Annotated in this window: 9 protein-coding genes and 2 pseudogenes; 7 read left to right on the top strand and 4 right to left on the bottom strand. The window is 49.8% G+C overall.

The window, feature by feature from the left end; translation table 11 throughout:
* Positions 1–71 precede the first annotated feature (71 nt).
* The 3 genes from H0248_RS20220 to H0248_RS20210 are packed head-to-tail and all read left to right on the top strand — an operon-like array spanning position 72 to position 1,777.
* Positions 72–743, top strand: a complete 672-nt coding sequence (locus tag H0248_RS20220; RefSeq protein WP_180787255.1) for a CsgG/HfaB family protein — start codon at positions 72–74, stop codon at positions 741–743.
* 18 nt (positions 744–761) lie between these two features.
* Positions 762–1,121, top strand: a complete 360-nt coding sequence (locus tag H0248_RS20215; RefSeq protein ID WP_180787254.1) for a DUF4810 domain-containing protein — start codon at positions 762–764, stop codon at positions 1,119–1,121.
* A complete protein-coding gene (locus H0248_RS20210; RefSeq protein ID WP_180787253.1) occupies positions 1,118–1,777 on the top strand; it encodes a DUF799 domain-containing protein in 660 nt (219 codons plus the stop codon). The genes H0248_RS20215 and H0248_RS20210 overlap by 4 nt, the downstream gene beginning before the upstream one ends.
* Positions 1,778–1,977: 200 nt before the next feature.
* Here H0248_RS20210 and H0248_RS20205 read toward each other — a convergent pair.
* Both H0248_RS20205 and H0248_RS20200 read right to left on the bottom strand, forming a co-directional pair.
* Positions 1,978–2,145 (bottom strand): annotated as a pseudogene (locus H0248_RS20205) (MFS transporter); the annotation flags it as partial.
* A gap of 141 nt (positions 2,146–2,286) precedes the next feature.
* Positions 2,287–2,721: a winged helix-turn-helix transcriptional regulator gene (locus tag H0248_RS20200; RefSeq protein ID WP_180787252.1), complete on the bottom strand. Its 435-nt coding sequence runs from the start codon at positions 2,719–2,721 to the stop codon at positions 2,287–2,289.
* Positions 2,722–2,849: 128 nt separating this feature from the next.
* On the opposite strand from H0248_RS20200, the gene H0248_RS20195 reads away from it, so the two are divergent.
* The 4 genes and pseudogenes from H0248_RS20195 to H0248_RS20180 all read left to right on the top strand — a co-directional run bounded on the left by H0248_RS20195 (position 2,850) and on the right by H0248_RS20180 (position 5,877).
* A complete protein-coding gene (locus tag H0248_RS20195; protein WP_180787251.1) occupies positions 2,850–3,701 on the top strand; it encodes an SDR family oxidoreductase in 852 nt (283 codons plus the stop codon).
* Positions 3,702–3,880: 179 nt separating this feature from the next.
* Positions 3,881–4,096, top strand: a pseudogene (locus tag H0248_RS20190) (alpha/beta hydrolase); the annotation flags it as partial.
* 195 nt (positions 4,097–4,291) lie between these two features.
* Positions 4,292–4,558, top strand: a complete 267-nt coding sequence (locus tag H0248_RS20185) for a helix-turn-helix domain-containing protein (RefSeq protein WP_180787273.1) — start codon at positions 4,292–4,294, stop codon at positions 4,556–4,558.
* Positions 4,558–5,877 carry a type II toxin-antitoxin system HipA family toxin gene (locus H0248_RS20180; RefSeq protein ID WP_180787250.1) on the top strand — a complete coding sequence of 440 codons (1,320 nt, stop codon included), beginning with the start codon at positions 4,558–4,560 and terminating at the stop codon, positions 5,875–5,877. The genes H0248_RS20185 and H0248_RS20180 overlap by 1 nt, the downstream gene beginning before the upstream one ends.
* A 430-nt stretch (positions 5,878–6,307) precedes the next feature.
* Here the strand turns inward: H0248_RS20180 and H0248_RS20175 are convergent, their stop codons facing one another.
* Positions 6,308–10,069, bottom strand: coding sequence for a hypothetical protein (locus H0248_RS20175; protein WP_180787249.1), 3,762 nt, complete (start codon positions 10,067–10,069; stop codon positions 6,308–6,310).
* A gap of 356 nt (positions 10,070–10,425) precedes the next feature.
* Positions 10,426–11,790 (bottom strand): tRNA uridine-5-carboxymethylaminomethyl(34) synthesis GTPase MnmE, encoded by a 1,365-nt coding sequence (gene mnmE / locus H0248_RS20170; protein ID WP_180787248.1) that lies wholly within the window; start codon positions 11,788–11,790, stop codon positions 10,426–10,428.
* Between the last annotated feature and the right edge of the window lie 25 nt (positions 11,791–11,815).

Genomic DNA, 11,815 nt, shown 5'->3' with positions numbered 1-11,815 from the left:
ACGGCATTTTCATTATGAATCAATAACAGAGCGTTGCTCCGGTTAATGGATTGTCACTAAGGGATAGTGTTATGAATAAAAAAGTCGTTCTGTGTTCTGTATTCATGTCAGCTGTGTTATTGAGCGGATGTGCCACAGAGTCTTCCCGTACCGTAGAAGCCCAAAAAGTGACTTCTTACAGTACGCCTTATCAGGGCGTTCGTAGCCCGATTTCCGTCGGAAAATTTGAAAACCGCTCTAACTACATGAACGGTATTTTTTCTGATGGTGTTGACCGCTTAGGTAATCAATCTAAGACCATTCTTGTTAGCCATCTTCAGCAGAGTGGCCGCTTTAACGTGTTGGATCGCACCAATATGGAAGAGCTGAAAGCAGAAGCGGGTATTAAAGGGCAAACGCAGACGCTGAAAGGCGCTACCTATGTTGTTACCGGCGATGTGACCGAGTTTGGTCGCAAAGAAGTGGGTGACCATCAGCTGTGGGGCATACTGGGTCGCGGTAAAACACAGGTTGCTTACGCAAAAACTACGTTGAACATCGTGAACGTGCAAACGTCTGAAGTGGTGTATTCCGTACAGGGTGCGGGCGAGTACACCTTGTCCAACCGTGAAATTATCGGTTTTGGCGGCACAGCCAGCTATGACTCGACGCTGAACGGCAAAGTGCTGGATTTGGCGATTCGTGAGGCCGTTAATAATCTGGTTGCGGGAATTGAAAGCGGTGCCTGGCGCCCAGCGAACTAATGGAATAGGAATATAACCATGTTATCTCATAAGAAAATTGTCCTGCTACTGGCAGCGACAGTATTAGCAGGCTGTGCGTCCCAGCCAAAAACCATTTACAGCTGGGATAAATACCAGCCGGCTCTTTATGATTATTATCAACAGGATAAAGTCGGTCCAGAGCAGCAGATTCTTGCTTTGAACGAATCGATCGAAAAAGCGAAAGCCGCCAATAAACCTGTCCCGCCGGGACTCTACGCTCAACTTGGGTTGCTGTACGCCAACACTGGCCGTGATAGCGACGCTCGCCAACAGTTTGAAACTGAAAAAGCGAAATTCCCTGAATCAGCACCTTTTATGGACTTCCTGTTGAGTAAAAATAAAGGGAGCATTAAATGAATCGTTTCTTAGGATTATGTGGTCTGGTTTTTGCGCTGGTACTGACCGGCTGTGCTAAACCCGTGCCTTATGACTACACGGCATTTAAGCAGAGCAAGCCTAAGTCCATTCTGGTATTGCCGCCGGTTAACCATTCCCCGGATGTGAAAGCGAGCTATAGCCTGCTTTCTCAGGTCACGTACCCGCTGGCGGAGTCGGGTTATTACGTCTTGCCTGTCGCTGTAGTGGACGAAACGTTCAAACAGAATGGTCTGTCGACCGCGGCGGATATTCATGCGCTGAGTACGGCGAAGCTGCATCAAATCTTTGGTGCTGATGCTGCGCTGTATTTGGACGTAAAAGAGTACGGCACGTCATACATCGTGATTAATAGCGAAACCCGCGTTTCTGCGGATGCGCGTCTGGTGGATCTGCGTACCGGAAAACTGTTGTGGAGCGGAAGTGCAACGGCGTCCAGCAACGAACAGCAGTCAAATTCTAACGGCGGCATCATCGGGGTTCTGGTGCAGGCTGCGGTGAATCAAATCGCGGACACGATCTCCGACAAAGGCCACGATGTTGCTGGCGTGACCAGCGCGCGCTTGCTGGCCGCGGGTCATTCACGCGGTATGCTGTACGGCCCTCGCTCACTGCAATACGGTAAAGAAACCTACTAAGTTTCTTGGTAGTACACCGTTACCTTGCTTGCAGTAGGTCGTTATAGTGTAAGACGTCGCTACATCATCAACGCCGTTCGTGATTGAACGGCGTTTTTTATTGTCTGAACCGATGAGTTGGCGGTGCTATACATCAGCGGCCTGATGATGATGCTGTTTATTATGGCGGGTTGTCCAGACGAAGGCCGCGGTCAGCAGCAGGCAACCCGCATATAGATATTAACGATCCACCGCTTTTCCGATGCAGTAGCGTGCAGGTCGTGGGTCAGTGTCGGGAATGTGGTGTACAGGACCGTCATGTCGATAACAATCAGGAACAGGGCGCTGGAAACAAGGTCCAGGATCAGCCATTTCTTTGGGGATTGCATAACAGGATCTCTACCGTCGGTTTTCGTTTTCATCTAAATATTCGTCATACTTCAAGTTGCATGTATAGAATCAACTAAAGCGGGGGCACTATCGCCATCGTTCCAGAAGAGAACAAGAACCGTGATTCAGGAAGAACGCAGTTAACCTGACGGTTGTTTATCTGACCGTGGTTCACTCGATTGTTGTTCGCCTGGCTGCTGCGTCGCCATAATCTTGTCCAGATTCCCTTCGACCCATATCGCCAGCTCTTTTACCCGCACACCAACCTCTTTACCTAATGGGGTGAGGCTATACTCAACATGTGGCGGGACAACCGGATAGGCCGTTCGCAGGACAAAACCATCACTTTCCAACCATTGCAGAGTCTGCGCCAGCATGCGCTCGCTCACGCCGCCAATCCGTCGACGCAATTGACTGAAGCGATGCGTATCATCAAGTAATGCGATCAGAATCAGTACGCCCCAGCGGCTGGTGACGTGGTTAAGTATCTGGCGAGACGGGCATTTCTCGGCAAAGACATTGCCGGTTGGCAGAATGGGGGGCAATAAATCGATGGGTGTTTTGGGTTGACTCACTATACTTACCTTTATGTATGTACTTACTTAAAGTTAGTTTTGACGATATTATGCCAGCCAGTTCTTGTTAACAAAAGACGGTTAACAAAAGATGGTTAATAAAAGACAGTCAATAAAAGGAGATCAAGATGATTGCTATTACTGGTGCATCCGGCCAACTGGGCCGTTTGGTTATCGCACAACTGTTAGAGAAGGTTCCTGCGAGCGACATCGTGGCGCTGGTGCGTGATGTGAATAAAGTTGCCGATCTGTCTGCAAAAGGCGTGCAGGTGAAAGCCGCGGATTACAATCAGCCAGAAGCGCTGGCTTCCGCGCTGCAAGGTGTGGATAAGGTGCTGCTGATCTCTTCAAGCGAAGTGGGTCAGCGTGCGGTACAACACCGCAATGTCATTGATGCGGCGGTGAAAGCCGGTGTGAAACTGGTGGCGTACACCAGCCTGCTGCACGCGGATAAGTCCCCTCTGGCGCTGGCGGAAGAACACCGTCAAACGGAGACGTTGCTGAAGGATTCTGGTTTACCGCACGTCCTGCTGCGCAACGGCTGGTATACCGAAAACTACGCGGCCAGCATCCCTGCGGCGCTGGAACACGGTGTGTTTATCGGTAGCGCGGGCGAAGGCAAAATTACGTCTGCAACCCGTGAAGACTTTGCTGCCGCTGCGGTCGCAGTGCTGATGCAGGAAGGGCAGGCCGGTAAGGTTTACGAACTGGCTGGTGATGAGCCTTACACGCTGGCAGAGTTAGCGGCGGAAGTCAGCAAACAGTCTGGCAAAAATATCGGTTATCAAAATCTGTCCGAAGCGGAGTTTGCCGCTGCGTTGGTTTCAGTCGGCCTACCTGAGGGTTTCGCGCAGATTATTGCGGATTCGGACACTGGTGCATCCAAAGGTGGTCTGTTTGATGACGGTAAGCAACTGAGCCGCCTGATCGGTCGCCCAACCACGCCGCTGTCAGCTGTCGTGAAAGCGACGTTGAAATAACACTTAAAAAGTAACGCTTAAAAATCGGCTCAGAGATCATTCTGGGCCGCCATCGCTGTGAGTGGGCCTTTTGGTGCAGTGAAAGAGCAATCAAGCGGTTTATATGCGCAAACGCTTTTATCACGCTGGCGTACTTGCAATACCTCAGCGAACAGCGTTGGAAAGATGCGAAAAGTGGTACCTATGCGAGCGAAATTACTATCCCGACATTGGTCGTCACCGGTGAACAGGCTCATTCGCGCTATTTTGCTGAAGATGCCTACAAATTAGTCTGCAGCAAGCGTAAAGATCTGGTAGTGATACCGGGCGCCAATCATGTGGACCTGTACGACAATCAGGCAGGTAAAATACCGTTTGATAAGTTTGAGCAATTTTTCAAAACAAGCCTGCGGTAAATACCATCGAGGGTGAGAAAGCGTTAGCGCCAACAATCTCACCCCGCTATACACCGTGTTTCCCTACAGTTCTGTTTGCTGCTTACACGCTTTAGCGGGTAAATACAAAATTAACGGCTGTAGCGTGTCATTCTTGTTTTACCGGCTAAAGCGTGTAATATTTATTCTACCGCCTATAACCGGTAGGACAAGATGATGAAGATCACCAACAGCAAGCAGCTTAGCAGCTATCTGAAAGATGTTCGTATCACGCAGAAGCTTTCACAAGGGAAAGTGGCCAGTAAAGTGGGTATTCGCCAGGATACGGTATCCAGTTTCGAGCAACATCCTGATTCCACTAAGCTGGAAACCTTCTTTAAAATCCTGTCGGCATTGAATTTAGAACTTACTGTTACGCTCAGGAATGTGGACACCACCAATAACGAAGCCTCTGTTGCATCATCCTGGAAGGAAGAATGGTAATGGCTGCGCTCGATGTTTACATGAATGGCTATCGGGTGGGGATTCTGACCAAAACGGGCAGTGGGGCACATCATTTTTCCTATGATGCGAACTGGCTCGGATTGCCGGGGAGTCGCCCCATTTCGCTTTCTATGCCGCTACGTCATCAGCCCTATCAAGGCGATGAAGTTTATAACTTTTTCGACAATCTGTTGCCGGATAACCCGGATATCAGAAGACGAATTGTCGCCAGGCATCATACGGATTCCACCCAACCGTTTGATCTGCTGGCTAAAGTGGGGCAAGACAGTGTCGGTGCGTTGCAATTAGTGCCGCAGGGTACACCTGTGCACGATATAAAAAAGATCGAATACAAAACCTTATCCGAGCAGCAGCTTGAAAACATACTGACCGGATATCTGTCCGATGCCCCGCTGGGTATGATTGATACTGAAGACGATTTTCGTATCTCTATCGCAGGTGCACAGGAAAAGACGGCGCTGCTTTATCTGGATGATCGCTGGTGCCTGCCTCTCAATGCCACACCAACTACCCACATCATCAAGCTACCGATTGGTAAAATCGAGAGTCACTCTTACTCAATTGATATGTCTGACAGCGTTGAAAATGAGTATCTGTGTTTGCTCATTTTCAAGGCATTTGGGTTGCCAGTGCCGCACTGTTTTATGATCAACGCTGGCAAGATAAAGGCGTTGGCGGTGGAGCGTTTTGATCGTAAATACGCCTCGGATGTCAGTTGGATTATGCGGCTACCACAAGAGGATTTTTGTCAGGTATTAAACGTTCCTTCCGCACTGAAATATGAAAATCATGGTGGACCGGGTATTTCCGCCATTATGTCGTTTCTATTGGGTTCGGTTGATCCAGAAAGAGATCGTTATTGCTTTATGCAGGCTCAGGTACTGTTTTGGCTATTAGCTGCAACGGATGGTCATGCGAAAAACTTTTCCCTGTTTATTGAATCTGAGGGGCGATATCGACTCACGCCTTTCTATGACATTCTCTCTATGTATCCGGCGATGGGCGGACGGGGAATTGACCGCAGAGAGGCCAAACTGGCGATGGGATTAACTGGCTCAAGAGGCAAGAAATATGCGATTGAGCAGATCTTTCCCCGACATTTTTTCCAGACGGCGAAGGTCGTTGGGTTTGCCAGAGAATCGATGGAAAACATTCTGGCGGAGTTTGCCCACACCGTTGATACCGTCATGACGACTGTTGGAAGTCAACTGCCTGTGGATTTTCCTACTCATATCAGTGAGGCAATTCTGGCCGGGTTGCAGGCCAGATCGAGACGGCTCATGAGCGGATGGGAGTAATTTCCCCGACGAATAATATCGGGGATAGAGAACAATACAGAAGCTGGAATTTTGTTTTATCTGTTTTATCTGTTTGATTAGTGATGGTATTTATTGGTGGGCCTTTGTGTGATGGGCACGTTTATGGACACAAAAAGCATGATGGATAACATATTGAATTTTATTGTTTTTATATTTATATAAGAGTTTTTAGTGAGTAAACAGCCGCGTCAAATAGTGACCATCGGCTTGTCGAGAGAGACGAACTAGCCTCCTTCCCGGCATTTGATGATCAGGCTCAGGTCGTCCGCATCTGCTCAGAGGATTTTGACGGTACTGCGAAGGGGCGATAGGGGCCGCGCAGTCGATTGGCGATTTCTTATCAGCTTGACTGCATATTTATTCATGCAGTTCGAGCTAATGGCCTTCCTGTCTCTACGTTTGGTAATTTTCATGATTCCTGACTCCATAAACCATCTTCATCCTGCCGTTTAGCTTCATATTCATAAGATTTCGCAAGCTTTTCGATCATTACAGAAAGATTGGGCTTCGAATCCTTCCAATTATTCGCGAAGCGTCTGAATTTTTCAGCGACTTGTCGCTCTTGCGTCCCGCCGTCATATGGCATGCGGGTAGTGACACCTCGGGAATTATGAACCCCCGTATAGAAACCCCGCCTAATATCTTCGCAATCATCCTGATCCAATAAATCGGCAATAATTGAGTCTGGCCAAAATTCCAAATTTTTATTCAAAGGCCAGTCAGAAAGCCAGGCACCTATCGTCAGGTCAGTGACAGCTTCTCGATCTTTCTCTTTTGCCAACTCTCGAACTCTGTTGATCCATGAGAAAAATAACTCACTATTTATTTCTCCATTTTGACCCATACCAGGAACGCCGTGTGCTTCGTGAAGTAGCGTGCTGGCTGTTCGAGCTGCTGTTTGTAGATGCTCTGGTAGAGATTCGCGTGCTGTATTATGAGGTTTGTAGGCGAGGCAGATGAGCTCCATAAAAGAATCGGGGTTATCCAATATTTCAGCCATCAAATATGGTGCACCGTATTCGTCTCTTTTAAGTAGTGGATAGTAAATGAACTCTAGGCTTACCATTTCTGAAGGATTGTATCCTGCGTCAGCAAGCGTCTTGAATACACGAGAGATATTCCACGAGCGTGGAAACTTAGCATTTTCTTCCTGTCCAGCAGCTATACCTTTTAGTATCAAGATTAGTAATTCACTAGGTAAGTCACCAGAGCGATCTCCCATAGCATCCATGGCTGTTTGCGGTCTTCCAGCAGCCAATAATTTTTCGATGCAAAAAAGCAAATGCTCTTTATTCGACTGGAAATAAGGCGGTTGAACATTCAACCAGAAATGGTCGATAAGCGTTTGATATTTATTTTCAATAAGTTGCCACAAGTTTATTCCTTGCGGAGCATTTACCATGAAGCCAGCCATCTTTTCCGAAGAGGCGGATTTTTGTTCGAGTTGAGGTAAGCATATATTGAGGAAATCAAGGAGTTCTGCTTGAGGTAGTGCATGAAGTACACCGCTGGTCAGTGAGTCATATAATGACGGACCTCGCGATGTATCCAGATACCATTGACACAGCCATCGCGCCATATCGTCACGTTCAAACGGCTCCTCAATAAGCTCCCAACCAACAAGCCGTGGATCTCCACAATGTTTGGCCAGTCTATCAATGCCAGGCCAGCTCAGAGCTTGATATATTTCCCGGAGGGTCGAAGCACGCAACGCTTTTCTGGCCTTGTCTGCTTCTTCGTAGTCTTCCTCGCGCCCGTCAGGGAGCTCTATCCATCCATTGGCGAAAATCCATGAATGTCGGATGACTAGATCATCAGCAGCCAGAGTGTCGAATAATGGTCTCAACACATCAGTTGAATATCGATCGTGCTTATCACCATCTTGGTTAAAAGAGTTTTCCCAGTTCAGAAATTTTCTGACGGCATTGCGAACGATTTCTCGCTCTTCATTGGGCAAGGCTTTTGCACTACTGACTAGTTCGATGGTCTTGTCCCGGAAACGAATATCCAGCTCATTAATCTTGGGCACCAGATCAGCGATGTGACGGGCATTGTTCTGAGCTTTCTCTATCAGCAAATCTGCGATAGGCAGTACGAATTGTAGGATATCTGCGTAGGTAATAGCATCACCTGTACCAGCGTCGTCGTCGCGCCAGTGAGGTTTTGCATTGGGTGAAGCCACATCATGCGGTCTTGGCAGTAAGGCCAGCAAAAGATTCCATGCTACGTCGGGATGCCGATCGACTACATGTCTGATTGCACGGAGCCTCAGTTCGACTGACGCAGCGGTTTGCGGGTACCAGGGGCGGAAGAGGGAAATCAGGGTATTGAAAGGGGTGTTGCCCCAATTTCCCTTCACTTCCACCCCAGACAGCTCTGCAAGGATGCTTGTAATCCGACCGAGCCGAGCGGGATACCATGCCAGCAACTCTAACGCCCAAAGGAGGTTGGCATGCCAGCAGCGTCCAGATATCTCTGACGATTGTGTTTCCGTTATCAACCGCACTACCGGTTTACTAGGCTTTCGCAAACTGCTTTGTACTGCGTTAAGGAATTCATCTGGAGCTGCTTCGGCAAATGACCGAAGAAAGGAAGAAACGGAAAGCCAGCGTTCTCCATCGGCATCTTCCAGGAGTTGAGTAACAAAATGCCGCACAGAATTGCCAATAGCAACATGATTGAAGTTGTCAGAAAAATAACCAAGTTTGGCAATAGACTCCGCCATGGCTTCCAGCACAACACCGGATTGCTCGCGAACCTTACCATAGATGGAAGCCATCCAGCGTTTGTCTTCTTCCAGTTCTAGCACCGGATCGGGCTGTTCAAATGCTGCTCTGGCGACCTGAAAAAATCTTGCCAGAATGGCGTCCGTCAATCTGGGTGCCATCAGATGTAACAGCTCCATTGGTGCCTTGGCTTTCCAGAGAGAACCAATCCTTACGACAGGCGCGTCATCAAGCGTGGCTAGTCTCAACAACTCGTTTTCAATGTCCTCATAGGGTCTGTTGGCAATTTGCTCAACGCAAGCCTTGTCTCCTTCGGAGGCACTATCCCAGGCTCCCACCAGAGTCAGTAGCAGCAAACTCGTGGCATCGGCATCCTCGACCCAATCTGGTTTCTTGGTGACTGGGTTTTGCGCATGCCATCGGCGAAAAACGGTCCATGACCTTCCCAAGGAGCGGGTATATCGGGTGGCATCAGTGGCGGCTATTCCAAGCTCACAAAGGGATTTTTCAAATTCATCAGGTCTTGGGCGTCTAAGCTCTACCATCCTTTGGTCTATCGCTTGCCCCCCAATGCCCATGAGATTGAAGGCTTGGTCTCCGAAGGCCATAGGCACAAGCAGACTCATTCCTTCGCGGGGGGCGCGTCGCTTGCTAAGACGGTTGTCGGTGATGACTACTAACTCAATGCCGGGGTTGGCATCTACAAACTGCCAGCCTTGTTCCGAAGTCACGCAGGCTGCGCGAGAACAATGGCCTTCTTCAATCAATAATGCACAAACGAAAGCAACCGCTTCGGACTGACTGTCGGCCATAACAGCAATCAATGACTCATGCTGTTCAATACTGTTTTGCAGAGTGAGCTTTGATTTCTCTCGACCACGAAACAGCGCAGGCGCTGTGATGGCGGGGTGAGACTGATTGTTCCAATGCTCCCAGTAGTTTTCCACGGTTTCTATACCATGACCGGCAATACCGAGTTGCATGCCCAGCCATAAGCTTGTCGCGGAGGAGGTTTCCAGCCACGCTTCCAGATCGTCGGCATCCCAGACCTGCACGTCTGCCCAAACACTGCGGCTTCTGGCCTGCTCCCGCCATGCATTTTTTCCCTGCCAGCGGCGGGGAGTCACAAAAACAAACGTGGCTTGCGTTGTCTGATCCGCCGATATCTGTTTCAGGCGCTTCTCAAAATCACTGTTGGCTTTGGATGCCGGGTCTTTTGATGTACCCAACTCCCAGTAGCTGATGCCATCTGGAACCCAAGGGTTTCCTTGCGTTACATCGACGATGCCATCCCAGCCGGGTGCGTTGACGGAGTCGCCACCTGGCATGGTAATCGCCGTGATGCGGGACGTAGCCGAGAGCAGTCGCCTCACAAGGATAGGGAGCATTCCCTGTGCTTCGCGCTTGTCTGACCATTGGATGAGATGGGTTGCGGTGACGCGCATGGTGGAAGCCTCCTTTGGAATCAAATGTTAAGACATTGCTGCTGGGCGATTCTTAGTGGTAGCCAGCTTAGCTACTGCAATGACGTCATCGTTAGCATCACCAGAGATTTGAGCGCTAGTAGTGTCGAAACCTTGTTCTTTCTTACTTCCTACGTGTGACGAAGATAAGATTCGACAGCATTTCGACATAGAACCAGCTAGCGTCACTGATGATGTATGAGGCGTTCCTAAGTGTCTGTGAGATACATAAACTTGAGCAGGGATAATTACGACAGTGCCATCGAATTCGTCGTCAAACAAAAAATCCCTTTATTTCAGTAGGTCTTGGCTGTCAATGAAAATCCACAGACATCGAATCACTTCCCAATACAAAAACTCGAAAAGATACGGCCTAGCAGGTCGTCAGAGGTGAACTCGCCAGTGATTTCACTCAGGGACTGCTGCGCCAGCCGCAGTTCTTCTGCCAGCAATTCGCCCGCGTAGGCGCTCACCAGCTGTTCTTTCCCCTGAATCAGATGCTGTGCAGCCAGTTCCAGTGCTTGCAGGTGGCGACGTCGAGCCAGAAAACCGCCTTCCGTGTTGCTGGTGAATCCCATGCTTTGCTTGAGATGGTCGCGAAGCGTATCGATGCCTTCACCTGTACGGGCGGACAGTCGGATAAGTGAGTGAGTATTCACCTCTTCGATACCAAGCATTTCGCCAGTCACGTCGGCTTTGTTGCGTACCACGGTAATCGGCAGCGTTTTTGGCAGGCGTGCCATAAATTCCGGCCAGATTTGCTCAGGCTCAGTCGCCTGCGTGGTGGTGCCGTCTACCATGAACAGCACGCGATCGGCCTGTTCGATTTCCTGCCAGGCGCGCTCAATACCAATGCGTTCGACTTCATCGCTGGCATCGCGTAACCCGGCGGTGTCGATGACATGTAGCGGCATGCCGTCGATATGGATGTGTTCACGTAGTACGTCGCGTGTCGTTCCGGCGATATCCGTCACAATGGCGGCTTCGCGACCGGCTAACGCATTGAGTAAGCTGGATTTACCGGCATTAGGACGACCTGCAATTACGACCTTCATCCCTTCACGCAGCAGACTCCCCTGATGCGCTTCGGCTCTGACGGCATCCAGATCGGCCATCACACCATTTAACTGTGCTTCAATTTTGCCATCGGAGAGAAAGTCGATCTCTTCATCTGGGAAGTCGATGGCAGCTTCGACGTAGATTCGCAGGTGAGTGAGTGCTTCCACTAACTGATTTATACGGGTGGAAAATACGCCTTGCAGAGAGTTCAGCGCTGAGCGGGCGGCCTGTTCTGAACTGGCGTCAATCAGATCGGCGATGGCTTCCGCCTGCGCGAGATCGAGTTTGTCATTCAGGAAGGCGCGTTCAGAGAATTCGCCAGGGCGTGCAATGCGCACGGTAGATAGCGTCAGGATACGTTGCAGGAGCAAATCAAGAATAACTGGGCCACCGTGACCCTGAAGCTCCAATACGTCTTCACCGGTAAAGGAGTTCGGGCCGGGAAACCAGAGTGCGATACCCTGATCGAGCGTGGTGCCGTTGGCATCACGGAACGGCAGATAATCGGCGTGGCGTGGCTTGGGAAGTTTACCCAGAACGGCATGCGCCACGTCTGCGGCCGCCTGTCCTGAAATGCGTAAAATACCCACGCCTCCGCGTCCCGGTGGAGTGGCTTGGGCGACGATGGTGTCGGTATTACTCATGATGTTCTCTCTGCATTGATGCCTG

Source organism: Pectobacterium brasiliense (assembly GCF_013449685.1).
GTDB lineage: Bacteria > Pseudomonadota > Gammaproteobacteria > Enterobacterales > Enterobacteriaceae > Pectobacterium > Pectobacterium brasiliense_A.
Note: the sequence above shows the minus strand (reverse complement) of the source record. Positions and strands in the feature narration are given on the sequence as shown.

Bases quoted from the DNA above. Each gene is read 5' to 3' on its own strand.
- H0248_RS20215 (WP_180787254.1), top strand. From the start codon at position 762: ATGTTATCTCATAAGAAAATTGTCCTGCTACTGGCAGCGACAGTATTA.
- mnmE (WP_180787248.1), bottom strand. From the start codon at position 11,790: ATGAGTAATACCGACACCATCGTCGCCCAAGCCACTCCACCGGGACGC.
- H0248_RS20220 (WP_180787255.1), top strand. From the start codon at position 72: ATGAATAAAAAAGTCGTTCTGTGTTCTGTATTCATGTCAGCTGTGTTA.
- H0248_RS20180 (WP_180787250.1), top strand. From the start codon at position 4,558: ATGGCTGCGCTCGATGTTTACATGAATGGCTATCGGGTGGGGATTCTG.
- H0248_RS20195 (WP_180787251.1), top strand. From the start codon at position 2,850: ATGATTGCTATTACTGGTGCATCCGGCCAACTGGGCCGTTTGGTTATC.
- H0248_RS20175 (WP_180787249.1), bottom strand. From the start codon at position 10,069: ATGCGCGTCACCGCAACCCATCTCATCCAATGGTCAGACAAGCGCGAA.
- H0248_RS20210 (WP_180787253.1), top strand. From the start codon at position 1,118: ATGAATCGTTTCTTAGGATTATGTGGTCTGGTTTTTGCGCTGGTACTG.
- H0248_RS20185 (WP_180787273.1), top strand. From the start codon at position 4,292: ATGAAGATCACCAACAGCAAGCAGCTTAGCAGCTATCTGAAAGATGTT.